20 protein-coding genes and 1 pseudogene are annotated in these 23,776 nt (G+C 70.3%); 10 read left to right on the top strand and 11 right to left on the bottom strand.

Annotation, left to right across the window (positions count from 1 at the left end; genetic code table 11):
* The first annotated feature begins 120 nt into the window (after nucleotides 1-120).
* The 8 genes from ACFC0D_RS13345 to ACFC0D_RS13310 all read left to right on the top strand — a co-directional run bounded on the left by ACFC0D_RS13345 (nucleotide 121) and on the right by ACFC0D_RS13310 (nucleotide 8,589).
* Nucleotides 121-612 (top strand): SseB family protein, encoded by a 492-nt coding sequence (locus ACFC0D_RS13345; protein WP_361849412.1) that lies wholly within the window; start codon nucleotides 121-123, stop codon nucleotides 610-612.
* A gap of 114 nt (nucleotides 613-726) precedes the next feature.
* Nucleotides 727-1,698, top strand: a complete 972-nt coding sequence (locus ACFC0D_RS13340) for a pirin family protein (protein ID WP_329118615.1) — start codon at nucleotides 727-729, stop codon at nucleotides 1,696-1,698.
* A 340-nt stretch (nucleotides 1,699-2,038) separates the two neighbouring features.
* Complete coding sequence (locus ACFC0D_RS13335) at nucleotides 2,039-2,509, top strand: hypothetical protein (RefSeq protein ID WP_376434307.1); 471 nt, start codon at nucleotides 2,039-2,041, stop codon at nucleotides 2,507-2,509.
* A 108-nt stretch (nucleotides 2,510-2,617) separates the two neighbouring features.
* Entirely contained in the window at nucleotides 2,618-3,583 is a 966-nt protein-coding gene (locus ACFC0D_RS13330; RefSeq protein WP_376434305.1) for a hypothetical protein, read from the top strand.
* Nucleotides 3,583-5,049 carry a peptidoglycan-binding protein gene (locus ACFC0D_RS13325; RefSeq protein WP_376434303.1) on the top strand — a complete coding sequence of 489 codons (1,467 nt, stop codon included), beginning with the start codon at nucleotides 3,583-3,585 and terminating at the stop codon, nucleotides 5,047-5,049. The genes ACFC0D_RS13330 and ACFC0D_RS13325 overlap by 1 nt, the downstream gene beginning before the upstream one ends.
* Complete coding sequence (locus ACFC0D_RS13320; protein ID WP_376434301.1) at nucleotides 5,046-6,131, top strand: ABC transporter ATP-binding protein; 1,086 nt, start codon at nucleotides 5,046-5,048, stop codon at nucleotides 6,129-6,131. Before ACFC0D_RS13325 ends, ACFC0D_RS13320 begins: the two co-directional genes overlap by 4 nt.
* Nucleotides 6,128-7,360 (top strand): ABC transporter permease, encoded by a 1,233-nt coding sequence (locus ACFC0D_RS13315; protein WP_376434299.1) that lies wholly within the window; start codon nucleotides 6,128-6,130, stop codon nucleotides 7,358-7,360. Before ACFC0D_RS13320 ends, ACFC0D_RS13315 begins: the two co-directional genes overlap by 4 nt.
* A 140-nt stretch (nucleotides 7,361-7,500) precedes the next feature.
* A complete protein-coding gene (locus ACFC0D_RS13310; RefSeq protein ID WP_376434297.1) occupies nucleotides 7,501-8,589 on the top strand; it encodes an AI-2E family transporter in 1,089 nt (362 codons plus the stop codon).
* Nucleotides 8,590-8,598: 9 nt separating this feature from the next.
* Here ACFC0D_RS13310 and ACFC0D_RS13305 read toward each other — a convergent pair whose 3' ends face one another.
* Entirely contained in the window at nucleotides 8,599-9,417 is an 819-nt protein-coding gene (locus tag ACFC0D_RS13305) for an MBL fold metallo-hydrolase (RefSeq protein ID WP_376434295.1), read from the bottom strand.
* 243 nt (nucleotides 9,418-9,660) lie between these two features.
* Nucleotides 9,661-11,877: a SpoIIE family protein phosphatase gene (locus tag ACFC0D_RS13300; RefSeq protein ID WP_376434293.1), complete on the bottom strand. Its 2,217-nt coding sequence runs from the start codon at nucleotides 11,875-11,877 to the stop codon at nucleotides 9,661-9,663.
* Nucleotides 11,878-12,013: 136 nt separating this feature from the next.
* Between ACFC0D_RS13300 and aspS the strand changes: the two genes are divergently transcribed.
* Nucleotides 12,014-13,831 (top strand): aspartate--tRNA ligase, encoded by a 1,818-nt coding sequence (aspS, locus tag ACFC0D_RS13295; protein ID WP_376434291.1) that lies wholly within the window; start codon nucleotides 12,014-12,016, stop codon nucleotides 13,829-13,831.
* A 90-nt stretch (nucleotides 13,832-13,921) separates the two neighbouring features.
* Here aspS and ACFC0D_RS13290 read toward each other — a convergent pair whose 3' ends face one another.
* The gene (locus ACFC0D_RS13290) at nucleotides 13,922-14,455 is read right to left on the bottom strand and encodes an SMI1/KNR4 family protein (RefSeq protein ID WP_376434289.1); all 534 of its coding nucleotides are present in this window, start codon (nucleotides 14,453-14,455) and stop codon (nucleotides 13,922-13,924) included.
* A 195-nt stretch (nucleotides 14,456-14,650) separates the two neighbouring features.
* Here ACFC0D_RS13290 and ACFC0D_RS13285 point away from each other — a divergent pair, with 195 nt between their 5' ends.
* Nucleotides 14,651-15,583 carry an intradiol ring-cleavage dioxygenase gene (locus ACFC0D_RS13285; protein ID WP_376434287.1) on the top strand — a complete coding sequence of 311 codons (933 nt, stop codon included), beginning with the start codon at nucleotides 14,651-14,653 and terminating at the stop codon, nucleotides 15,581-15,583.
* On the opposite strand, the gene ACFC0D_RS13280 is transcribed toward ACFC0D_RS13285, so the two are convergent.
* The 8 genes and pseudogenes from ACFC0D_RS13280 to ACFC0D_RS13245 form a co-directional block, all read right to left on the bottom strand.
* Nucleotides 15,580-16,347 carry a triphosphoribosyl-dephospho-CoA synthase gene (locus ACFC0D_RS13280; protein WP_376434423.1) on the bottom strand — a complete coding sequence of 256 codons (768 nt, stop codon included), beginning with the start codon at nucleotides 16,345-16,347 and terminating at the stop codon, nucleotides 15,580-15,582. The two genes, ACFC0D_RS13285 and ACFC0D_RS13280, sit on opposite strands and share 4 nt — an antisense overlap.
* A 119-nt stretch (nucleotides 16,348-16,466) precedes the next feature.
* On the bottom strand, nucleotides 16,467-16,793 hold the full coding sequence (locus tag ACFC0D_RS13275) for a hypothetical protein (protein ID WP_376434285.1): 327 nt from the start codon (nucleotides 16,791-16,793) through the stop codon (nucleotides 16,467-16,469).
* 133 nt (nucleotides 16,794-16,926) lie between these two features.
* Nucleotides 16,927-17,424, bottom strand: coding sequence for a hypothetical protein (locus ACFC0D_RS13270; protein WP_376434283.1), 498 nt, complete (start codon nucleotides 17,422-17,424; stop codon nucleotides 16,927-16,929).
* A 136-nt stretch (nucleotides 17,425-17,560) separates the two neighbouring features.
* The gene (locus ACFC0D_RS13265; protein ID WP_376434281.1) at nucleotides 17,561-17,911 is read right to left on the bottom strand and encodes a hypothetical protein; all 351 of its coding nucleotides are present in this window, start codon (nucleotides 17,909-17,911) and stop codon (nucleotides 17,561-17,563) included.
* Between the two features lie 17 nt (nucleotides 17,912-17,928).
* Complete coding sequence (locus ACFC0D_RS13260; RefSeq protein WP_376434421.1) at nucleotides 17,929-20,376, bottom strand: polymorphic toxin type 30 domain-containing protein; 2,448 nt, start codon at nucleotides 20,374-20,376, stop codon at nucleotides 17,929-17,931.
* Nucleotides 20,356-22,167, bottom strand: a pseudogene (locus ACFC0D_RS13255) (putative T7SS-secreted protein); the annotation flags it as partial. The pseudogene ACFC0D_RS13255 and the gene ACFC0D_RS13260, both read right to left, overlap by 21 nt.
* Nucleotides 22,058-22,795, bottom strand: coding sequence for a hypothetical protein (locus ACFC0D_RS13250; RefSeq protein ID WP_376434279.1), 738 nt, complete (start codon nucleotides 22,793-22,795; stop codon nucleotides 22,058-22,060). The gene ACFC0D_RS13250 and the pseudogene ACFC0D_RS13255, both read right to left, overlap by 110 nt.
* Entirely contained in the window at nucleotides 22,792-23,322 is a 531-nt protein-coding gene (locus ACFC0D_RS13245) for an SseB family protein (RefSeq protein ID WP_376434277.1), read from the bottom strand. Before ACFC0D_RS13245 ends, ACFC0D_RS13250 begins: the two co-directional genes overlap by 4 nt.
* Nucleotides 23,323-23,776: the final 454 nt, after the last annotated feature.

The following is a 23,776-nucleotide window of genomic DNA, read 5'->3' as shown; positions in this document are numbered from 1 at the left end:
GCGCGTGGCCGTTTCTCGGGGGTCCGTGCCCCTTTTGCCGCCCGCGCCCGGGGGTGTGCGCTCCGTCTCGGCCGACCCGATCCGCTCTGCGCGCCGCGCCCGCTCGCTAGGCTGGGGGCCATGTACGGCTACGACCAGAATCAGGGCGCCCAGCAGCAGTACGCCCCACCGCCGCAGCAGCCGATGTCGGGCGGTGTGCAGGGCGGGATGCAGGGCGGTTACGGGCAGCAGCCTCCCCTGTACCCGGAGCCGTCGCCGCCGTCGCTCGCCGACGCCGTGCGGGCCTTCACGACCGGGTCCCTGGCGGCCGAGGACTTCCAGCAGATCTTCGCGACCTCGAAGGTCTACTGCCCGCGCGGGGACAACCCCGGTTTCCTCGCCCTGCACAACACCCAGCAGCCGGTCATCCCGATGTTCACCTCGCTGAAGGAGCTGCGCCGGTACGCGGGCAAGGAGTCGAAGTACTTCGTGATCACCGGCGCCGAGGTGATCGACCTGCTCCCGACCGGCTACGGCTTCGTCCTCGACATGGAGGGCGACCACCGGATGGTCTTCGACGCGAAGGCCGTGGAGCAGATGGTCGACTTCGCGATGCGGCGGATGTACGGCTGACGCACGCTGGAGAAGTGGGAGAACGCCCGGGAGGAATTCCTCCCGGGCGTTTCGTGTTCCGGGTGGCAGGAAGTTCATCTTTCAACTAAACTGGCCGCACAAGGAGGTCCCGCCATGCCCGCTGTGACTGTCGAGAACCCGCTCGCCCTGCCGCGCGTCGCCGCCCCGGCCGACGCCGTCTCCCGCCCCGTGCTCGCCGTGACCACGGCCCCGTCCGGCTTCGAGGGCGAGGGCTTCCCGGTGCGCCGCGCGTTCGCCGGGATCAACTACCAGTACCTCGACCCGTTCATCATGATGGACCAGATGGGAGAGGTGGAGTACGCCCCCGGTGAGCCCAAGGGCACCCCGTGGCACCCCCACCGCGGCTTCGAGACCGTCACGTACATCATCGACGGGATCTTCGACCACCAGGACTCCAACGGCGGTGGCGGCACCATCACCAACGGCGACACCCAGTGGATGACCGCCGGCTCCGGACTCCTCCACATCGAGGCCCCGCCGGAGTCCCTCGTCGTGAGCGGCGGACTCTTCCACGGGCTCCAGCTGTGGGTGAACCTGCCCGCCTCCGACAAGATGATGGCCCCGCGCTACCAGGACATCCGCGGCGGCCAGGTGCAGCTGCTGACCTCCCCCGACGGCGGCGCGCTGCTCCGCGTCATCGCCGGCGACCTCGAAGGGCACGCCGGCCCGGGCGTCACGCACACCCCGATCACGATGATCCACGCGACGATCCGGCCGGGCGCCGAGGTCACCCTGCCGTGGCGCGAGGACTTCAACGGGCTCGTGTACGTCCTCGCGGGGCGCGGCTCCGTCGGTGCGGAGCGACGGCCGGTCCACATGGGCCAGACCGCCGTGTTCGGCAAGGGCGGCGCGCTGACGGTCCGGGCCGACGAGAAGCAGGACGGGCACACGCCCGACCTGGAGGTCGTCGTCCTCGGCGGGCAGCCGATCCGCGAACCGATGGCCCACTACGGCCCGTTCGTCATGAACACCCAGGCCGAGCTGCGCCAGGCCTTCGAGGACTTCCAGGCGGGGCGCCTCGGCACGATCCCGGCGGTGCACGGGATGGGCGAGGGCGGCCTGTAGGGCCCCTGGGGGCACGGACGGCCTGTAGGGCCGTGGAGCACGGACGAGGACCCGGCGACCTTCGGTCGCCGGGTCCTCGCGTTGGCGCAAGGGACGTTCCGTCAACTCTGCGATCAGCACGGGAGTTGGCTAAAAATGCTTGACGCATATATGTCAATCCTGTGATGATCATGGGCGTTTACGGGGTGGCCCTCCTCGTTTCGTTCACCAGGCGGACACCTTGTGCACGCCCCTGCGTGGACTCGCCGGACGCAGGGGGCACCCCTCGCTCGGGTGCCGCTCCCGTGACCGGGGATCTCCCGGATGCCGGAGAGGGCCCACGGGAATGAGGAGTAACCGCATGCTGAAGAAGGCTCTTGGAACCGGCGCTGCCGCCGTGGCGCTGCTGGCCGTCACCACGGCCCCGGCCTCTGCCGACGAATACTGGAAGCCGCACCACCGTTCATCCGGCAATGCCAACTCCGCCAAGTGCTACGTCCCCGGACTCCAGGGATCGATGCCGATGTGCCTGTTCTGGCACCACACCGGCACCCAGGCCGTGTGGGCCCAGGAGGGAAGCACGTACGACCTGGCCGGCCAGAAGTTCCGCGAGAACACCGGAACCGGTTCCGGTTCGTACGTGAAGAACAACGCCACCGCCATGGAGGTCCGGTACAGCCAGGGCGTCGGCGGCACCGTCTGGTTCAACAGCGGTTACGCGGGCAACTGGGACTACGCCTACGACGACCAGGGCGGGCCGCTCTACTACACCTGGAACGAGAACGCCTCGACCATGGTCGGCATCGGCACCCGCTGGTCCATCACCCTCTGACCCGCGGCTCTTTTCTCCACCTCGATGTGCCGGGCGGCAGCCGGAATCTGCCGCCCGGCACATCGGCAATTCTTCCCTCCCTGCCCGCTTCTCGCGCAAGGTGCCTTCATGATCACGACTCGTTCTGCTCGTACTCGGCTGGCCGCGGCCGTACTCACGGTTCTCGCCGCCACCGCCTGCAGCTCCGGCGGCGAGGAGGCCGGGAGTGACCGGGCGGCGCCGCCCGCCAAGGAGCAGCGCGAGGTTCCCGGCGTCGGCAAGGTCGAGGAGAAGGACGCCACGAGCGACCTGGTCCTGCCGATCGACGCCTACGACGTGTCCGCCGACCGCATCGTGCAGACCGGGCAGGCCCTCAACCTGCTGAAGAAGCAGTGCCTGTCCCGTTTCGGCCTGCAGGCGAAGGCACTGCCCGCCTCGACGGTCACGCAAGGCTCCGCGCACACGCGCCGCTACGGCACCCCCGCCTCTCTCGAAGTCGCCCGCAAGTACGGCTTCCACATGGCCCAGGGGGACCCGCGGGCGCTGACCGCCGATCAGATGGTGCGTCAGCCGGCCGCTGTCACCGAGGTGTTGCGCGGCATGAAGGAGGGCAGCAGCGAGCCCGTGACCACGTACAACGGGATGAAGGTGCCCGAGGGCGGCTGTGCCGGGGAGGCCCAGCGCAAGCTCGCGAACGGCAAGCAGGAGCGGGTCGGGCACGCCGAGACCGCCGCGGCGATCAAGGCGCGCTCCTTCGAGGTCGCCAAGAACGATCCGCGGGTGATCGCCGCGGAGAAGAAGTGGGCCGGCTGCATGGCCGGCAAGGGCTACAGCTCCTACAAGAGCCCGTTCGACGCGATCGGCGACCGGAAGTGGAGTGCGCCGAAGGCCACTTCGGAGGAGATCGAGACGGCGGTGGCCTCCTGGACGTGCGGCAAGGAGTCCAACGTCGTCGGCACCTGGGTGGCGGTGGAGACCGCGTACCAGCAGGACCAGATCGAGCAGAACGCCGAGACGCTCAAGGAAGAGCAGAAGACGCTCGAGAGCGACGCCAAGCGGATCAACGAGATCATCGCGACGGCGGGGGCGCAGTAGTGCCCCTGGGAACGGCGGGCCGCCGCCGGATAGGACTCCTGACCGCCGCGGCCACCGCGCTGCTCTCCCTCGGCGGGGTACTCGGCTCCACGCTGGTGAAGTCGCCCGCCCAGGCCGTCGCCGACAGCGCGCCCCCCACACCGAGCGTGATCACCGCCGCGGTGGAGCGGCAGAAGCTGGTGCGCACCCTCGTGTTCCGCGGGGACTTCGCCACCGGACGGCAGACCGAGATCGCGCCGACCGCGATCGCCGCGACGGGCAAGGACGGAGCGCAGGGCGAGAGCGGTGCGCGGAGTTCGCTCGTGGTCACCAAGGTGCTGGTGGCGGAGGGCGACCGGGCGAAGGCGGGCCGGCCGCTGGCCGAGGTCTCCGGCCGCCCGGTGTTCGTCCTGCCCGGCGCGCTCCCCGGCTACCGTGACCTGCTGCCGGGCATCTCCGGCGACGACGTCGACCAGCTCCAGCGGGCTCTGGCGAGCCTTGGTATCGGACGCGGAGGCGACCGGAGCGGATACTTCGGCCCGGGTACGAAGGCCGCCGTCGCCGCGCTGTACCGGCGGATGGGATACGAGCCTCCTGTCACCGGAGCCCGGACCGAGGAAGCGGTGCGGCAGGCCAGGACGGCGTGGGAGGAGGCGTCCACGACCGTCACGCAGATGCAGCAGGGGTCCCCTTCCGGAGCGGACAAGGACGCGACGAGGGAGGGTACGGACGGCGGCGGCTCCACGGCAGGAGCCGGCACGGACGCCGGCCGCGCCGCCGGACCGCCGGCCGATCTGGAGGGGGCCCGTAAGCGGGTGCGGGAGGCGAAGGAGGCTTACGACCTCGCCGTCGCCGCGGACGGGGTGATGCTGCCCGCCTCCGAGGCCATCTTCGTGAAGGACCTGCCGGCCCGGGTGTCAGGTCTCCCGGCGGCCGTGGGCGACCGTCTGGAGGGGCCCGTCGTGGTGCTCACCAGCGGTGGTCCCCAGCTCACCGGCTACCTGGATCCGACCCTCGAGGGGCGCCTCACGCCGGGGACCCGGGTCGAGGTGACCAGCGAGACCCTGGGCGTCACGGTGTCCGGGAAGGTCGCCTCGATCGGCGAGCGGATGACACCGGGCGATGCCAAGGACGCCAAGGGCCAGGGCCAGGGCAAGAGCCAGGGTGCGGGCGCGTCGGTGAACGGCGGCGCCCCCTACCTGCCGGTCACGGTCACCCCGGACAAGGCGTGGGACGACCGGCTGGAAGGCCACAACGTCATGATCACCGTGACATCCCCGCTCACCGGCACCGCCGTCCTGGTCGTTCCGCAGGCCGCGCTGCTGACCGGAGCGGACACCCACACCACGGTGACGGTGCAGGAGCCAGGCGGCCGTGAGCGCAAGGTGCGGGTCACCGCCGGCCCGTCGGCGGACGGCCTGGTCCAGGTCACCCCGGCCCCCGGCGAGTTTCTGCGGGAGGGCGACCGGGTCGTGGTCGGCCGGTGAGCCCGCTGCGTCTGCCGCGCCCCTTCCGGGGGCGCCCCGCGGCCCTCGGCCCGGCCACCGGGAACACACCCCCGGACCTGGCTCCGGCCCCGGATCCGGCCTCGGGCCTGGCCTCGGCCCCGGCCTCGGCTTCGGCTTCGGCCCCGGACTCGGACCTGGCCCCGGCCTCGGACCTGGCCCGGGACCTCGGTCCGGCCTCGGCCCCGGCCTCGGACCTGGCCTCGGACCTCGCTCCGGCTTCGGCCCCGGACCTCACTCCGCCCTTGGCTCCGGCTCCGGCTTCGGCTTCGGCTTCGGCTTCGGCCCCGGCCTCGGCCTCGCCCCCGCCGCCGGGGGCGGCTTCCGCCTCGGGGCCCGGTGTCGGCGGGCCCTCCGTCCCGGTCATCCGGCTCAGCGGGGTCACCCGCACCTTCCCCGGCACCGTGGAGGTGCACGCGCTGCACCCGGTCGACCTCGTCGTGGAGCGCGGCGAGTTCACCGCGATCGTCGGACCGTCCGGCTCGGGCAAGTCCACCCTCCTCAACCTGCTCGGTCTGCTCGACCGGCCGAGCTCGGGCACCTACGAACTCTCCGGGACCGATGTCGCCGGTCTGCGGGAACGACAGCGGACCGCGGCGCGGGGACACCGCATCGGATTCGTCTTCCAGTCCTTCCACCTGCTGCCCCATCGGACCGTCACGGAGAACGTCGTCCTGGCGCAGCTCTACACCGCAACGCGCACGCGGCCCCAGGTGCGGACCGAGCGGGCGCGGGAGGCCCTGCGCCGGGTGGGCCTCGGACACCGGCTGGACGCGCTGCCCACCACGCTCTCGGGTGGCGAGCGCCAGCGTGTGGCCATCGCCCGCGCGCTGGTCAACCGGCCGGCCCTGCTGCTGTGCGACGAGCCGACCGGCAACCTCGACACCCGCACCTCAGAAATGATCATGAACCTCTTCGTCGAACTCCATGCCGAAGGCCAGACCATCGTCGTCATCACCCACGACCCGGCCGTCGCTGCGCGTGCCCAGCGCACCGTGACCCTCCGGGACGGCCGGATCGTCTCCTCGGAACCCGCCGGGCTCCCCGCCGGGGCAGCCGGATGACCGACCTGCCCTCCACCACCCGGTTCCGCGCGCGCGACCTGGTGGCCGAATCCCTGGCCGGATTGCTGCAGCGGCCGGGCCGGTCCGTCCTGACCATGCTGGGCACGGTTCTCGGCGTGGGGGCGTTCGTCGCCGTTCTCGGGCTCACCTCGACCGCGACCGGGCAGATCGGCAAGGCGTTCACCACGCTGAAGGCGACCACCGTCACCGTCCTCGACCACCTGCCCGAGGACAGCTCCACCGCGCCCGAGCTCCACTTTCCCGCCGACGCCGACGAACGCGTCCAGCGCCTCAACGGCGTGGAGGCGGCCGGGGTCTGGTGGCAGCCCTCGCTGCGCAACCCCTCGGTGGGCACCCGGCCAGGGCGCCCGGGAGAGGACGGCGACGGGGCTCAGGGAGTACGTGTCTACGCGGCCTCGCCCGGCCTGCTGGCCGCGACGCGGGCCGAGGTCTCCTCGGGGGTGCTCTACAACCAGTTCCACCGCGGCCGGGCCGAACCCGTGTGTGTACTCGGTGCCGGGGCGGCCCGCATCCTCGGCGTCAGCCGCGTGGACAACCAGCCGGTCGTGTTCGTGGACAACACCGCGTACACGGTCGTCGGGATCGTCGCCGACGCGGAGACCGTCCCCGAACTGATGCTGGGAGTCATCCTGCCGGAGACCACCGCGCTCCAGAGGTACGGTCCGCCGGTCGACGCTCCCGCCACCATGGTGATCCGCACCAGGCCCGGAGCCGCGTCCCTGATCGCGGACCAGGCCCCGCTCGCCCTCCGTCCGGACGCCCCGCAGCACCTCACGGCCGTGCCGCCGCCCGACCCGCACACACTGCGGGACTCCGTGGACACCTCGCTGTCCGGCCTGTTCCTGCTGCTCGCGGCGATCTGCCTGGTGATCGGCGCCGTCGGCATCGCCAACACCACGCTGGTCGCGGTCCTGGAACGGCGCGGCGAGATCGGCCTGCGGCGCGCACTCGGGGCGCGCCCCTCGCACGTGGCGGGCCAGTTCCTCGCGGAGTCCACCGCGCTCGGCACGCTCGGCGGGCTGATCGGCGCGGCGATCGGCGTCGGCGTGGTGGTCGCGGTCGCCCTCGCCCAGGGCTGGACCGCGATCGTCCACCCCTATGTCGCCCTGCCCGCCCCCGCCGTCGGGTCCCTCACCGGTCTTCTCGCCGGCCTCTACCCATCGCTGCGGGCCGCCCGCGTCGAACCACTGGAAGCCCTGAGGCAGTGAGCACGGTGTGGCACCCCGGCCGGGGTGCCACACCTCTTCCACCCGTACCCGCGCCCGTATGCGTACGCGCTCTGACGGGGTGTCACCCGTCCGGTCCGTAGCGCAGGACGACACGCCGGGCGCCGTGGTCCGGTGGACGGGTGCAGACGCCGAGTCCCCGCCCTCTCCTCCCCGAGGTCGCCCGCCGGGTCGCCGCCTGGTGCGTCGTCCTGCTGCTCGTCGCGGGGGTCGCCGCCGTCGCCATCTGGCTGTGCGTGGTCTTCCAGACGGCTGTCACACCCGTCCTGCTCGCGATCCTCGGCACCGCGCTCCTCGGACCGCTCTACCGGCGCCTGCTGCGGATGAAGGTGCGGGAGTCGCTCGCCGCCGGACTCACGGTCCTCGCCGTCCTCGCCTTCGTCGGCGGCGCCACCTACATCGTCGTCCTCGCCCTCATCGAGACCGGCGACCAGATCATCGCCTCGCTGCGGCAGGCCGCCACCGACATCGCCGCCCATCTGGGCGCGGCCGGGACCTCGATCGACGACCTCGGCAAGAACGCGAAGGAGCTGCTCGAGAAGTTCGGCGGGACCGCCGCCTCCGGTGTCATCTCGGGGCTGAGTGTCGTCGGGCAGGTGGCCGCCATGGCCGTCCTCGCCCTGCTGCTGATCTTCTTCTTCCTCAAGGACTCCGACAAGGCCGCCGGGGCCCTGCGCTCGCTCGCCCCCGGCTCGACCGGCGACACGCTGGAGGCCATGGGCCGCCGCGCGTTCGAGGCCGTCGAGGGGTTCATGCGCGGGACGACCCTCGTCGCCCTCGTCGACGCCGTCCTCATCACCGTCGGGCTGCTGATCCTGCGGGTGCCCGGCGCCGTCGGGCTCGGCGCGCTGGTCTTCGTCACCGCCTACATCCCGTACCTCGGCGCGTTCCTGTCCGGGGCCGTCGCCGTCCTCGTCGCCCTCGCCGACCGCGGCTTCGTCATCGCGCTGTGGGTCCTCGGGGTCGTCCTGGCCGTCCAGGTCATCGAGGGCAACGTCCTCCAGCCCGCGATCCAGAGCCGGACCGTACAGATGCATCCGGCCGTCGTCATGCTCGCCATCACGGCGGGGGCCTCCGTCGCCGGGATCCTGGGCATGCTGCTGGCCGTACCGGTGACGGCGGCCGCCTTCGGCGTCATCGGCGAGCTGCGGAGCCGGTACGGGACGCAGGACGCGGGCGCTGCGGGCGCCGGCCCTCAGGCCGAGGAGTGAGGTCGGCGCTCAGGTCGCCGCCGGGATGCCGCCCGGCTCGAAGGACGCCAGCATCTGCTCGAGCGCCGCCTGGTCCGGGCCCACGAACGGGTCCGAGTCCGGGGCCATGATGATCGTGTCGATCATCATGGCGGTCATCCGCACCGCGGGCGGCAGATGTGTCGACAGCACGATCTCCGGGTTCATCTCCCGCAGCGGCTCGACCGTCGCCCGGTACTTCGCCTGGTCCACGACATGCACCCACGGGCTGTCCACGGTCGCCCACAGCAGCTGCGCCTGCCGCAGCTCCTCGGGCTTGAGGTCGTTCGCGTGCCCGCTCTCGGCGAGCTCCGCGGTCGGCATCGGGCCGCCGAAGCAGTCGGAGCTGAAGCAGATCCGGGTCTTCTCGTCGTAGAAGCCGACCGTGGCGGGGTTGTCGTAGAGCGGTGGCCTGAAGGCGTGCAACACGCGGTCGCCGACATCGAGGGACTGGCCGGGGTTGAGGAAGTAGACGCGGTCCATCGGCAGCGGGCGCTCGGTGGTCATGATCCCGGCGCCGATGAAGGTGGTCACGACCTTGGCCTTCGGCGCGGCCTCGAGGAGGTCGAAGATGCCGCCGGTGTGATCGCGGTCGGGGTGGGTGAGCCAGATCCAGCGGACGTCGATGGGGTCCATGACGGATCCGAGGGCGCCGACGAAGTTCCGGTCGGAGAGGGAGAGGCCGGTGTCGACGACGACCGGTTCCTTGGCGGTGAGGACGTACGCGCTGGCGGGGATGTGCCCGATCCCCGGGACTTCGAGGCTGTCGGCCAGGACAGTGGTGTCGCTGCCGACCTTGTGGGTGTCCATGGCGAACTCCGTGGTCCCCCCGGCGACGGCCGTACGACACCAGTCTCCCGCGCAGGACCGTGTGCCGCGCGCGGTGGCGGCGGGCCCGTGCGCGCCGATCGCGCGTCCGGCGTGCGGTATTGCGCGTCCCCGCGCGGTGGCGCCGGGCCGTACGCGCCTCTCGCGTGCGTCCCCGCGCGGTGGCGCCGGGCCGTACGCGCCTCTCGCGCGTCCGGCCCGCTCCACGCACGCGTGCCGGCGCCGCTACCCCCCGCTCTTTCCCTCCGCCGGCTCATGGAGCTCGAACCAGATCGACTTGCCCTCGCCCCGCGGGTCCACGCCCCACGCGTGCGCCAGCATCTCCATCAGGACGAGGCCGCGACCCGACGACGCCATCTCGCCCGGGTGCCGCTTGTGCGGCAGCTCGTCGCTCGTGTCCGCGACCTCCACCCGCAGCCGGCGGCCGCCGTCGTCGCAGGTCACCTCCGCGACGATCAGGGCGTCGCCGTCCGTGTGGATGAGGACGTTGGTGACCATCTCCGAGACCATCAGGACCGCCGAGTCGAGCTGGTCCTCGTCCGCCCAGTCGTGCAGCAGCTGGCGCATGTGCTGGCGGGCCGCCGCGATCCGTTCCGGCTCCGCCTGGGCGACGGTCATCATCGTGCGGCGCGGAGCCTCGCGGACGGCCGGGCCCTGGCGGGACAGGAGCAGGACCGCGATGTCGTCCTCGCGCCGGTCGGCGAGCGGCCCGGTCGTGTGGTGGGAGCCGGGGCCGTGGACGGCCTCGACGAGGCTGTCGGCCAGATCCTCCAGGGAGTCCCCGTCATGCCCTTCGAGCAGCGTACGGATGCGTTCCCAGCCGCTGTCCAGGTCGTGGCCGCCGGTCTCCAGGAGCCCGTCGGTGCACATCATCAGAGTCTCGCCGGGCTCCAGGATGAAGCGAGTGGTCGGGTAGTCGGTGTCCGGATCGATGCCGAGGGGCAGGCCGCCGGCGGTGGGCCGCAGGAGAACCGTTCCGTCGGTCATCCGCACCGCCGGGTCGGGGTGTCCGGCCCGGGCGATGTCCACGACGCCGGTGACGGGATCGATCTCCATGTAGAGGCAGGTCGCGAAGCGCGGCCCACCGTTGTGCGCGGCCCTGTCGGGGTCCTCCCCGCCGAGTCCGACGCCCCCGATCCCGACGCCCCCGATCCCGATGCCCGCGATCCCGATGCCCGCGTTCCCGAAGCCCACGGCCCCGTCCACGCCCCGGCCCGCGACGCCCCCGTCCCCGTCCCCGTCCGTGATCCCGTACAGGAAGCGCGAGGCGCGGGAGAGGACGGCGTCCGGGCGGTGGCCCTCGGAGGCGTACGCCCGCAGCGCGATCCGGAGCTGGCCCATGAGCCCGGCGGCGCGGACGTCGTGGCCCTGGACGTCGCCGATCACGAGCGCGATACGGCCTCCGGGGAGCTGGATCAAGTCGTACCAGTCGCCGCCGACCTGGAGTCCGCCGCCGGTGGGGACGTACCGCGCGGCGACGTGCAGGCCCGGGATCCCGGGGCCGAGCACCGGCATCATCGTGCGCTGCAGGCCCAGCGACAGTTCGCGCTCGGACTCCGCGACCCCGGCCCGGGCGAGGGCCTGGGCGAGCATCCGGGCGACCGTGGTCAGGACGGACCGCTCGTCGGGGGTGAAGGCGACCTGGTGCTTGAAGGCGGCCATCCAGGCGCCCATGGTGCGCCCGGCGACGACGAGCGGGAGGTACGCCCACGACTCCCGGCCGAAGCGCTGCGCGAGCGGCCAGCTGACCGGGAAGCGCCGCAGGTACTCCTCCGGCGACGGGAGATAGATCGCCCGCCCGGTCCGTACGACCTCGGCCGCCGGATAGTCGGTGTCCACCGACATCGAGGTGAAGGGGCCCTCGTCGCCCGCGTTGTGCCCGTGGTGGCCGATGATCGTCAGCCGTTCGCCCGCGACCCCGAAGACGGCGAGTCCGTCGGGCGAGAAGCCCGGCATGGAGAGCGAGGCGGCGACCCGCAGCACCTCGGCGGTCGACCGGGCCTCGGCCAGCGCCCGCCCCGCGTCGAGCAGGAACGCCTCGCGCGAGCGGCGCCAGTCGCCGGTGATGGGCGTACGGGCGGCGGTGCCGGGCTGGGGTTCGGCGACCTCCTGGAGCGTGCCGACGAGCCGGTATTCACCTGCTTCGACGAGCGGCTTGGACCTGCTCCGTACGGTACGGATCACCCGTCCGTGTCCGTCCATGATCCGCAGCCGGGCCTCGGCGAGGGTCCCCTCGGCCACGGCGAGGTTCACGACCCCGTCGATCTCGTTCCAGTCGACGGGATGAAACCGGGAGCGTACGGCGGCTTCCGTGAGCTGGACCGGTTCGGCGGGCAGCCCGAGGAGCCGGGCCGCCTCGGCGTCGAGCGTGACCGTCCCGGACGCGTTGTCCCAGCACCACATGCCGGTCGCGATCGCGGCCAGGACGTCCTCGGTGCGCATTGCCCTACTTTATGAATATCGGACTGCTGGTCGCCACTGAGAGTATTCGAAGGTCGATCTCGGGTCGCCCGGTACCCTTGACGGGCCTGGATATGTCCAGGCATCCCACCGATCCCAGAAGACTGGATGAACGACGATGCATCGGTACAGGTCCCACACCTGCGGCGAGCTCCGCGCCTCTGACGTCGGCACCGACGTCCGGCTGAGCGGCTGGCTGCACAATCGGCGCGACCTGGGCGGCATCCTCTTCATCGATCTGCGCGACCACTACGGCATCACGCAGCTCGTCGCCCGGCCCGGCACCGCCGCGGCCGAGGTCCTCGACAAGCTGACGAAGGAGACCGTCGTCCGTGTCGACGGCAAGGTCGTCTCGCGTGGCGCGGAGAACGTCAACGGCGAGCTCGCCACCGGCGAGATCGAGATCGAGGCCGCCACGGTCGAGGTCCTGGGCGCGGCGAAGCAGATCCCGTTCACCATCAACGCCGACGACGGCGTGAACGAGGAGCGGCGCCTGGAGTACCGCTTCCTCGACCTGCGCCGCGAGCGGATGCACCGCAACATCATGCTGCGCTCCGCCGTCATCGCCTCCATCCGCTCCAAGATGGTGGCCCTCGGCTTCAACGAGATGGCGACCCCGATCCTCGCCGCGACCTCCCCCGAGGGCGCCCGCGACTTCGTCGTCCCGTCCCGTCTGAACCCGGGCAAGTTCTACGCGCTGCCGCAGGCGCCGCAGCAGTTCAAGCAGCTGCTGATGATCTCCGGCTTCGACCGCTACTTCCAGATCGCGCCGTGCTTCCGCGACGAGGACGCCCGTGCCGACCGCTCGCCGGGCGAGTTCTACCAGCTCGACGTCGAGATGAGCTTCGTCGAGCAGGAGGACGTCTTCCAGCCGATCGAGAAGCTCATGACCGAGCTCTTCGAGGAGTTCGGCGGCGGACGCCACGTCACCTCCCCGTTCCCGCGGATCCCGTTCCGCGAGTCGATGCTCAAGTACGGCAACGACAAGCCGGACCTGCGGACCTCCCTCGAACTCGTCGACATCTCCGACGTCTTCGAGAACTCCGAGTTCAAGGCCTTCGCCGGCAAGCACGTCCGCGCGCTCGCCGTGCCGAACACCGGTGACCAGCCGCGCAAGTTCTTCGACCAGCTCGGCGACTTCGCGGTCTCCCTGGGCGCGAAGGGCCTGGCCTGGGTCCGTGTCGGCGAGGGCAACGCCCTGACCGGCCCGATCGCCAAGTTCCTCACCGAGGAGAACGTCAAGGTCCTCGCCGAGCGCCTCGGTCTGGAGCCCGGCCACGCGATCTTCTTCGGCGCGGGCGAGTTCGACGAGGTCTCCAAGATCATGGGCCCGGTCCGGGTCGAGGCTGCCAAGCGCGCCGGCCAGTTCGAGGAGAACGTCTTCCGGTTCGCCTGGATCGTCGACTTCCCGATGTACGAGCGGGACGAGGAGACCGGCAAGATCGACTTCTCGCACAACCCGTTCTCCATGCCGCAGGGCGGCCTCGAGGCCCTGGAGACCCAGGACCCGCTGGACGTACTCGGCTGGCAGTACGACATCGTCTGCAACGGCATCGAGCTGTCCTCGGGCGCGATCCGGAACCACGAGCCCGAGATCATGTTCAAGGCCTTCGAGATCGCGGGCTACTCGCGCGAGACGGTCGAGCACGAGTTCGCGGGCATGCTCCGCGCCTTCGAGTACGGCGCCCCGCCGCACGGCGGCATCGCCCCGGGCGTGGACCGCATCGTGATGCTCCTGGCCGACGAGCCGAACATCCGCGAGACGATCGCCTTCCCGCTCAACGGCAACGCCCAGGACCTCCTGATGGGCGCCCCGACGGAACTGGACGAGGCCCGCCTGCGCGAGCTGAACATCCAGCTCCGCAAGCCGGTCGAGACGAAGGTCGTGTCGGACCGCCCGATCACGGACGCGGTCCACCCGGACGCGGCGCGGTAGTCACTGGCGTTCACTCGCCGAAGGGCCCGGAATCCACTCGGATTCCGGGCCCTTCACGCATCGCGGCCTTCACGTCCGTACGCCACGTCGTCACACCGGGCCGAGCCGGCGGAACTGATGGGTGGTGAGGGGGAAGGAGGACCAGAGGATGCTCGAGCGCAGCTCTCCGTCGAGAGAGGACGCGAGGAATTGCGTGCACGACACGGAGAAGTGCTCCCAGCGGTCGCCGCGTGCCTCGTTCACCATGACGGTCCATCGGTCCGGCTCCAGGCCGGGCAGCACAAGCCAGTAGAGGCATTCTCCGTTGTCCGTGGTCGCCCATGGGACGACCCGGGACCCCTCGGCCTCCAGCTCCGCCGGCTTCTCCTCGAACTCCCACAGGCCTTCCAGGGCGTCGTCCTGATGGTCCGCCCATTCGGCGAGGTCGTAGTGCTCGTTGGGGCAGCCGGGCTCGAGGACGTACAGATAGTCGTCCCAGTGACTTCCTCCATAGACGTGGATGAGCTCCTTGTAGTCGGCGGGAAGCTCGAACCCGAGGCCGCGCTCGACCTCGTCCCAGTCCTTCTGGCGGGGTTCGCTCGGCGCCGGGGCGATGTCGGCAAGGCGCCCGAGGGCGTCGCTCATGGTGGGGATCCTGCTTCCAAGGGTCAACGGGTCGGGGAGCAGCCATGCTTGGGGTCGTCCTTCCGGATCGACGGCCGAGCAGGTCGTACGGGGACCGAGCGTAGGACCCCTGCACGGTGCCCGTCGTCGTACGCCAAGGTGCCTCACAGCTTCGCCCCATGCCCCTGACAGGGTCGCTTCCTAGCCTGCGTGCCCATGAGCGAACACAAGAGGGACATGTCACGGCGCAGGGTCGTGCTCGCCGGAGGCGGGGCGGTGCTGGCGGCCGGGATCGGGGCGGGTGCCGTGGCGACGGCGTCCGCGGGGCAGACCAAGGGCAAGGCGGAGAAGGCGAGCGGTGAGGCGTGCTACCGCCTGACGTCGGAGACGACTGAGGGGCCGTACTACATCGACGCCGACAAGATCCGGCGGGACATCACCGAGGACCGGGAGGGCATCCCGCTGACCCTCCGCCTGAAGGTGATCGACGCGGACACCTGCAAGCCGCTGCGGAACGCGGCCGTCGACATCTGGCACTGCGACGCGCTGGGGATCTACTCGGGGTACGAGAGCCTGAGCACGGGCGGGGGAGGCGGAGGCGGTACGCCGCCGACGGGTACGCCTCCCACCGACGCACCCACGGACGCGCCGACGGACGCGCCGACGGGCACGCCCACGGGTACGCCTCCGAGCGGAGAGCCCGGCGGCGGTGGCGGCGGTGGCGGCCACGAGGAGCCCACGGACGACAAGCGCTACCTGCGCGGCACCCAACTCACCGACAAGCAGGGGTATGTGGAGTTCCGCACGGTCTTCCCCGGCTGGTACCGGGGCCGCTGCGTCCACATCCACACCAAGGTGCACGTCGGCGGGAAGATGACGTCGGCCGGCTACGAAGGCGGTCACACCTGCCACACGGGCCAGTTGTTCTTCGCCGAGCCCGCGGTCCTGGACTCCGCGAAGGTCGCCCCGTACTCCACCAGTACGACGGAACGCACGACACTCGACGACGACACCATCTACCCGGGCAACGGCACCGAGGGCGGCCTGCTCGCCCTCAAGTATCCCAAGGGCAAGATCGCCAAGGGCGCGGTCGCCACCCTCACGATGGGCGTCGACCCGGACGAGACCCACACGGGTACGTCCTCCTAACCCCGTAGTCCGTCCAGGAAGAGGGCGGCGGCGAGCAGGTGGCCGCTGCCCCGAGGGCGTAGACCGCGCTCCCGCAGCCGCCGGTCGAAGTCGTCGAGGGCGAGTCGGCCCTCGACGACGTCCCGGGCGCCGTCCTGCACTTCACGCAGGCCGTGCGGCCCGGCCGCGTGGAGCAGCCCGGTGTCCTGAAGAGTCGTCATGACGACGAGCAGAGTCCGGATCCGAGCCTCGGGCTCCCGAGCCCCACCCCGCCGCGCCGCGTCGAGAGCCTCCAATGCCCGCCGTACGTGCGGAAATCCGGCCCGGGCCTCACCCTTCGCACCGGCGGCCCCGAACCGGACGGACATCGCCGACCCGACCGTGGGCGTCCGTGGAGCACGCGGGTCCGGATGGGTGGCGATCCGCCGCGCGAACCCGGTCGACTCCTCCGGTGTCCCTCCCGGCGCGAGCACGGCCCCGGCGACGAGCAGCCCGAGCGGCCAGAGAGCCCCGTGATGCAGCCCCCGCCCCCCGTCGGCCCGTGCCATGTCCCGCTCCGTGGCCCGCCCGACGGCCCCGAGCTCTGCCCTCAGCTCCTTGCTGGGCGCCCCGACCCGCCGCGCCACGGCGGCCATCGCGGCAAGCCCGGGCCCCAACGCCTCGGCGGACCACCGCAGAGCCCCGGGGTCCACCTCCCCCGCCCCGGGCCCGGACGCCAACGCGACCCCGGCCAGCAGCCCCTCCACAGCGGCGCGTGCCAGCCCCGCGTCCTCACGACTCACGATCATGCGCGGCACGCTAGGCGGCGGACCTGGGCGTTCACTCGCGGCCACCTGTGAGCGGGCTGTGTCCCCCAGGGGGGTGGGGTTGTGGGGTTCCGGGGAACGGCATACGCCGTTCGCCGTCATGGAAGCTCCGGGCCTGTCACCGCACGAAAGCGCCGAAGGGCGGCGACGAAGTCGCTCCTCGCCTTGTCCCCCGGGGGAAGGCGCGAAAGGACCTCTTCCTCAAACTCTTGAGTGGACCGCAGAACCGCGGAGGCAAGCTCCTCAAGACCGCACCGCCCCAGCGGAGTTCCCGCCACCGCGACCGAGACGACCCCCTCGCGATCGCGTCGGAAGTAGATCCGGAACGACGTGCCGACACCGATGAACGAAACCCTCTTCCTCTCACCGGTGAACAACGGCCGGAGCGAGTCGAGCAGGAGAGGAACCGACAGATGGATCATCATCCCCTGATCAGGAACACGCCCGGCCGACCCCACCGGCCCACCGTCTCCCTCACAGGTGACGTCCCCCAGATCGAACCCACTGGGCTCACCCTGCCCGGGCCGTACGGAGAACCTCATCCTCACTGCCACGGCATTACCGCCCTTCCGACTGAACGCCGTCGAAGGAATGCGTGACGATCCAGAGGTCGTACTCTTCGACCGAGACGGCGCACAGGGATGTCCCGTCCAGGGAGAGCGCGATGAAAGAGCGCGATCCGGTCGCGGCGGCGATGCGTGAAGGAAGAGCGCGACCGACGGTGTCCGCCACGTGGATCCAACCGACTTCGTGACCGCCGGGACCTGGGGCCAGGATGTAGAACTCTCCGGCAGCCGAGACCAGTCGAACGGCTGCCGCCCGGGCATCCCATCGGCGATCCAGCTCCGCCGCCGCGTCAACCAACGAATCGCTGATCGAATCGCTGGGCTGTACCTCTATCCCGTTCACGGCATAGACGGCTGACATGACCTCGGGGAACCCATCCGGAACCGCCCGGCCCATGACCACGAGACCGGCGGTCTCAAGCCTCCGTTGCCACTCGGGTGGGTCCGAGAGTTCGTGTGGCCTCGTTGGATCAACCCTGTTGTCAGTCACGTCAGCATGCTTCCACGCGTTCGTTCACACGAGCAACGAGCGTTCGAGGCGCGCCTGTACTTGTGTCGGCGATCACGACGAGATCATCCATGGCGGGGTTTCTTGGTGCTGCCTGCGGGTGGGAACAGGCCCACGTTCACTCCGTCGTGCCGTCCCCCATCCCCGCGATGCGGGGAACGAAGTCCTCCATGTAGTCGCGGTGTTCCACGTGGATCGCGGATTCCGGAATCTCCCCCAAGGGCGAGAGGTCAACGCCTTCGAGCTTCCCGCACCCGTCGAGATCACTCAGGGCATGCAGGAGCGCTTCCAGGGTCACCCGGGACTCCTCGTGGGGAGCCAGCATGGAAACCAGGTCTCCTGCCACTCGCGCCTGGGTGCCGGAGAGGAGGTTCACGAAATCCTGAACGCGGTTGCTCGCCTCCGCACGCACCGCTTCGTCGGGACTCAGAAGCTCTCGGATGAAGTCAATGTATTCTTTGCTTTGCATGAGTCCCGTCTTTCGGATCAGTGCGGATAGGGTATCGGTAGATGGCTGGGCCACGGAATGTGGGTATCGTTGATTGCGGTTTCATTGTAGTTCGGACTATTCGGGTTTCCGATCTGCGTGTGATAGAGCTGGCCCGCCTCGTCCTGAAATTGTTTTCCGATCTGGATTCGGTAGATGGGGCCGCTGCTGGAGTTGGGGCCGGCGTGCGGGCCGAGGTCGATCCCGTGGACGCGCATGCGCACCGTCTTACCCGTGACATCGTCCGTCCAATGCCACTTGATGCCGTGCTCGACACCACCTTCGATCGCCTTCCAAGGCTCCTGAACGGCGTCCTTCGGGATGATGCTCAGCGGATCTGCACCCCCCCTGAGATCCCAGCCTCCACCCTCGATCCGAGTTGGACAGGGACTGAGGCCGAGTGGGTCGCTCCACGTACACGGGTTATGGACGTATGAAACCGGATTTGGATCTGGAATCAGACCCAAAGGGTCCTGGCTGAGGTAGCGAGCCGACTCCGGGTCGTAATAGCGGATGTAGTTGTAGTGAAGGCCCGATTCCGGGTCGAAGTGCTGGCCCGGGAAGCGGAGGGGGGTGTACGTCGTGGCGTCGCGGTTCCACGTCGTCGTGCCCCAGAGGGTCGATCGAGTGCGCCAGGCCAAGTCGCCCGATTCGTCGACGAGTTCCGTCGGGGCACCGATCAGATCGGTGACGATCGCGAAGAAGCGTTCGTCGTCCGTATCCGTGCGGCGTTCCGTTTGGGCGAGGGGGCGCAGACCCGCGTGGTCCCAGGTCAGGACCGTGTTCGCGACCCGCTGCTCGCAGAGGGTCGTGCCGTCCCAGGTGAAGTGGACCGTCTCCAGAGCGGATTGCTTGGATATTCGGCGGCCCAGGGGGTCGTACGCGTAGCGCCAGACCGTGCCGTCCGGTGTCGTCACCGATGCCAGCCGGTCCTCCGCGTCCCACGCGTACCGCCAAGTGTCCGGTTTCCGGGACAGGCGCGACTTCTGACGCAGGACGATTCGGCCCTGGGCGTCGTGTTCGTAGCGGACGGTGCCCGCGCGGGTGATGCGGGTGCCCTCGTAGGCGCGCGGGCCCGTCGCCGAGTGGGCCGGGTGCGTGGACGGCCAGTCCGCTTCCGTCTGGTTGCCGGCCTCGTCGTACGCGTACCGCTCCGTCCAGTGGTCCGCCCGCACCGCCGTGACCCGCCCCGCCCCGTCGAGGTCGAAGCGGCGCGTGCCCGAGAGCCTGTCCGTGACGGAGACCAGCCCGCCGTCGGGACGGTAGCCGTACGCCCGGTGCTGGAGACGGCCGCCGCCCCGGAACGTGACCTTCTGCGCCGTCAGCCGACTCATCGCGTCGTACGACGATGTCAGCGACACGAAGTCCGAGACCGTGCGCTCCGCCTCGCGGCCCAGCGCGTCGTAGGAGAAGGCGATTTCGCGCCCGGACGCGGTGAGGCTCGTCCTGCGGCCCGCTGCGTCGTACGACCACGTGCTGACCGAACCGCCCGGCGTCGTCCTCCCCAACTGTCGGCCCACCCTGTCGTACGCGTACGCCAGTGTCCGGCCGTTGACCGTCTCGGACGTCAGACGGCCGTACCGGTCCCGGAGGCGCTCCAGCCGCGCGTCCGGGTTCGTTGCCACCGCCAGCTCGTCGAAGACGTCGTACTCATAGGTGCTGACCGCGCCTTCTGCATCCTTGCAGACGATCCGGCCGAGGGCGTCGCGCACGAACCGGACCGTCTGCCCGAGACCGTTCGTACGGGAGATCAGCCGCCCCGCCGCGTCGTACGCGTAGCCCAGCGTCCTGCCGTCGAAGTCCGTCTCGGACAGCGGGCGGCCCGCCGGATCGTAGGCGTAGTCCCACGTCAAGCCCTGCGGGTCGGTAACCCGTGTCAGCCTCAGGTCGGCGTCGTGCGTGAACTCGTAGCGGACACCGTCCGGGCCTGTGCGGGAGGTCAACAGGTCGAAGTCGGTGTACGTGAAGCTGGTCGTGGCGCCCATCGCGTCCGTGTGGCTGAGGCAGTTGCCCTCGCCGTCATACGTCCACGACTCCACCGTGCCGTCCGGTGCCGTGCGGCGGGACGGCCGGCCCTCGACCGTCCACTCCATCCGGGTCACCGCACCGAGAGCGTCGGTGACCCGGACCGTGCGGCCGAAGGCGTCGTACGCGTAGCGGGTGGTGGCGCCCAGGGGATCGGTGACCCCGACGGGAAGCCCCCTGCGGTCCAGGATCTGCCGGGTGGTGGCGCCGAGCGGGTCCGTCACCGAGGTGAGCCGACCCGCCGCGTCGTAGGCGAACGTCGTCGTCGCCCCCGAGGGGTCGGTCATCGTCGTACGGTTGCCGCGCTCGTCGAAGGTCTGGTGCGTGACGTTGCCGTCGGTACCGACGATGCGTAGCGGGAGCCCGATCTCGTTGTACTCGGCTCGCGCCTGCCGTCCGTCCGGGCGCTCCAGCACCGTCATGCGGCCCTGCTCGTCATAGGTGGAGCGGATGACGTGGCCCAGCGGGTCCGTCCGTGACAACAGGCGGTTGTGACGGTCGTACTCGAAGCGGGTGACCGCGCCCAACGCGTCGATCTCGGCGACGACCTGGGAGCGGTCGTTGATCAGATGACGCTCGGTGTGCCCCGTGCCGTCGGTGAGGGTGGTCAGGCGGAGCCCGGTCGTCGGATCGACATCGTCCCAGGTGAAGGTGGTTTCGAGGTGGCCGTTCGTGCCCGACTGGTAGGTGCAGCGGTCCTGGTCGTCGTAGACGTAGTCGAAGCGGCTGCCGTTGGTGTCCGTCCACGAGGTGATGCGACCGAAGGCATCGCACCCGAAACGGACGGGAACACCAGATGAGTTGGTGACCTCGGTCAGGTGGCCGTCCGAGTACCCGTACCGCAGGATCTCCTGGTCGGAGCCGTCCGGCGCCGCTCCCGCGAGGTGGAGCGCCGTCACCCGGCCGTTGTTCGTCTTGAGCCTCAGGTGGTAGCCGCCGTGGTGGACGATTGCCGTCGGCGCGCCCGCCTCGTCGTGCTCGAAGGCGATCCAGCGGCCGTTGCGGTCGTCGATCTGCGCCAGCAGCGCGAGTTCGTCGTCGTGGTCGGCGAAGTGCCGGACCGTGCCGGTTCCGGGGTCGGTAATCGTGTAGCCGTCCTCGATCCGGTCCAGCGGCCACTGTCGGCCGTGGGTGGGCATGACCGGGACGCCGGGGGCGGGGTGCGGGTAGGCGAGCAGGCTGCCCTCGTCGCAGCTGAAGACCACCCCCTCCGCGTCGATCTCAAGGCGCTGGTCGACTGTCGACGACCACGCCGGGCCGAACCAGCGGCCCGAGCGGCGCGAGGAGTCGAAAGTGCGCCGGAAGACTAGCGGCAGCGAGCCGGGCAGGGTGATGTCCGTCTGCGGAAGCAGCATCCGGCCCGTTGCGATGTCGACCGGGTCCTTCTTGCAGACCGTCTCGCTGCACTCCTTGCTGTTGCTGTCCGGGTTCTTCTCGTGGTCCCCGCGGCTGCCGGGCGGCTTCTTGCCGTCCGGCAGGTGCTTGGCGCCGTCCATCCCGGCCCGTAGGCCGCCCTTGATGACCCCACCGCCCTTCGTTCCGAGCAGCTCCGGCATCAGGCGGCCGAAGAACTCTGACGGATCTCCCTTTGCCGCGTCCCAGGCGTTCTTCAGCGCCCTGTCCGGGTTCGCCGCCGTGGACACCAGACCGGCGAGCGTCATGTTGACGCCCTTGTAGTACTCCGCCGGGTGGGTCAGGTTGTACGGATCCATCGGGGTCACCGACCGGACGAAGTTGACCAGGCCCGCCGTTCCCTTGATGACACCACCGCCGAAATGGGCCAGTTCGATGCCCTGGCCGAGCCCGTAGTCCATCAGCTCGAGCTTGGCCCGCTCGCGGCCCGTCGGCTCCTTGGGCGCGTGTGCCAGCGCTGCGCGCACCGCGGCCTTCGCGGCCTCGCCGGCTTCATTCCGTGCGGTCCGGGCGTCGTTCAGGATCTCCCGCGCGCGTTTCCGCTTGGCCTTGCCCGGATCGGAGAACTCCCCAGGATGGGGCAACGGACTGTCCCCGGTGCGGGCCGCGTTGTACGCGTCGACTTTCTTGTTGAACGTATCGGCCGCCGTCTTGGAGTCCTTGTCGCCCTCCTTGTACAGCGCGATGGCCTCACGCGCTTTGCCCTGCGCGCTGACGATCGCCTGGGAGTACGTCTCCAGCGCCTTGGCCGCGTTCTCCATCGCGTCCGCCGCGTGCAACCAGTCGGTCGGCAGCGTTTGGAACTTCTCCCGGAAGGTGTTGGCCGCCTCGCCCTTCCAGTGGCTGGAGTCCAGCTTCCTCGTCCATCCCGTCACGCAGCTTCGGGTCCAGCACACCCGAGCGCTCCATGGAGTCGAGCATCGAGTCCTCGACGTCGTACGCGGTGTTCTTCCAGGTCTGCTTCACCTCGCCGTGCGCCTCGGTGAACGACTCGCGGCTCCAGTCGGCGTTGTCCCACATCTGCTGGTCGCGGATGGTGTCCCAGCGCATCTGCTTGACCTCGTCCTCGGACAGGTGCGGGTTCCCGTTCAGGGAGTTCACCCCGATCTTGAACGAGTCCTTGATGTACTGCTCCTGCTCCGCGAACGAGCCCGCCGACAGCCCCACCCCCTGCGCGAAAACGTTTCCCCGCAGGGTCAGCGCCCGCACGCCCCACTCCCACCGGTTGCAGAACGTCTCGAACTCCGACGTCAGACCACCGTGACCCAACTCCAGCCCGGACAAGGCCAGATCGGAGAACCCACGCCCCGTCGACGCCTCCCCGATCATCCCGAGCTCCTTCAGCTCGGTGTGCGCCAGATTGATGCCTTCTGCGATCTCCGTAAGCGCCGCTGCCGGCGCCGCGAGATCGGGCTCATTCCCACTCACCGCGTCCCCGTTCCCCCGAGATCCACTGCCACCTCATCCGGGACGATGCCCGCCACCGGCGGAAACACCATCCCGTCCGCACTGCCCGCATCCAGCGCCACCCCGCCCGGCCCGGGCAGCATCGGCACCATCACGTCCAGCAACCGCGCACCCAGAATCGTCTGGTACGCCCACTCGCGCGTCGCGTCTCCCCGTGCCTCCGCGAACCGTGCCAGCGCCTCCTCGTGTGAGAACGCGCAGATCCATCGGACCCCATTGAAGTCTGCGGTCCACAGACTCCCGTAGTCATCGAATGGCACCAGCACGGCAGTACGCCGGAATTCGCCGAGCAACCGTGCAAACTCCCGCCGCGCCGCAGCCTCGTCGGCCGATTCCGTGTCCGGTGCGGTCCGTACCGACGCGGGCGGTGTCACCGGAGTCAGTTCCGGTTCCCGCTCCGGCTGCGTCGCCGGAACCGAAGCATCCGCCAACTCAGCAAGTCTCGAAACCCTTTGAGGCCTCGCTATGTCGTCCCCGTTCTCAGTCACTCACGCATGCTGCCACGCGATCGTTCCCACAAGCAACGAACAAGCGGTCGACATCAGCCACGTCCGGCACCGCCGGGAATGCGTCCGTCGCGCCGGTGTGCGCCGGGCCGCCCACGCCTGCGCGTCTCGCCGACGAACAGGGCATCGCGCAGATGACCAGCCTGCCGCACCATGCGGGAACTCCGAGAGCGCGGACTCATCCACACGAGGCCCGGCAAGGGGTCGTACGTGGTCCCCGCCCCTGACACCACGGCTGAAGAGCAGCCCCCGGCGGCCGACTGATGCCGGATTCTCGTCACCCACCTTGGGCGTACCCCCGACTGAACCCAGGTTCCGAGGCCGTTTCCGTACGAGCAAGGCCTACGCCTCCTGTTCGGCCACCCGGACCTCGCGGTTCCGCCGCGTCCGTCCACACACGACGGTGGCCGCCGCCCCCTGAGGGAGCGGCGGCCCC

It is taken from the genome of Streptomyces sp. NPDC056222, from assembly GCF_042264065.1.
Classification (GTDB): domain Bacteria; phylum Actinomycetota; class Actinomycetes; order Streptomycetales; family Streptomycetaceae; genus Streptomyces.
Note: the sequence above shows the minus strand (reverse complement) of the source record. Positions and strands in the feature narration are given on the sequence as shown.

Bases quoted from the DNA above. Each gene is read 5' to 3' on its own strand.
- ACFC0D_RS13345 (WP_361849412.1), top strand. From the start codon at position 121: ATGTACGGCTACGACCAGAATCAGGGCGCCCAGCAGCAGTACGCCCCA.
- ACFC0D_RS13340 (WP_329118615.1), top strand. From the start codon at position 727: ATGCCCGCTGTGACTGTCGAGAACCCGCTCGCCCTGCCGCGCGTCGCC.
- ACFC0D_RS13335 (WP_376434307.1), top strand. From the start codon at position 2,039: ATGCTGAAGAAGGCTCTTGGAACCGGCGCTGCCGCCGTGGCGCTGCTG.
- ACFC0D_RS13330 (WP_376434305.1), top strand. From the start codon at position 2,618: ATGATCACGACTCGTTCTGCTCGTACTCGGCTGGCCGCGGCCGTACTC.
- ACFC0D_RS13315 (WP_376434299.1), top strand. From the start codon at position 6,128: ATGACCGACCTGCCCTCCACCACCCGGTTCCGCGCGCGCGACCTGGTG.
- ACFC0D_RS13305 (WP_376434295.1), bottom strand. From the start codon at position 9,417: ATGGACACCCACAAGGTCGGCAGCGACACCACTGTCCTGGCCGACAGC.
- ACFC0D_RS13300 (WP_376434293.1), bottom strand. From the start codon at position 11,877: ATGCGCACCGAGGACGTCCTGGCCGCGATCGCGACCGGCATGTGGTGC.
- aspS (WP_376434291.1), top strand. From the start codon at position 12,014: ATGCATCGGTACAGGTCCCACACCTGCGGCGAGCTCCGCGCCTCTGAC.
- ACFC0D_RS13290 (WP_376434289.1), bottom strand. From the start codon at position 14,455: ATGAGCGACGCCCTCGGGCGCCTTGCCGACATCGCCCCGGCGCCGAGC.
- ACFC0D_RS13285 (WP_376434287.1), top strand. From the start codon at position 14,651: ATGAGCGAACACAAGAGGGACATGTCACGGCGCAGGGTCGTGCTCGCC.
- ACFC0D_RS13275 (WP_376434285.1), bottom strand. From the start codon at position 16,793: ATGATGATCCATCTGTCGGTTCCTCTCCTGCTCGACTCGCTCCGGCCG.
- ACFC0D_RS13265 (WP_376434281.1), bottom strand. From the start codon at position 17,911: ATGCAAAGCAAAGAATACATTGACTTCATCCGAGAGCTTCTGAGTCCC.
- ACFC0D_RS13260 (WP_376434421.1), bottom strand. From the start codon at position 20,376: ATGACGGTGCTGGAGCGCCCGGACGGACGGCAGGCGCGAGCCGAGTAC.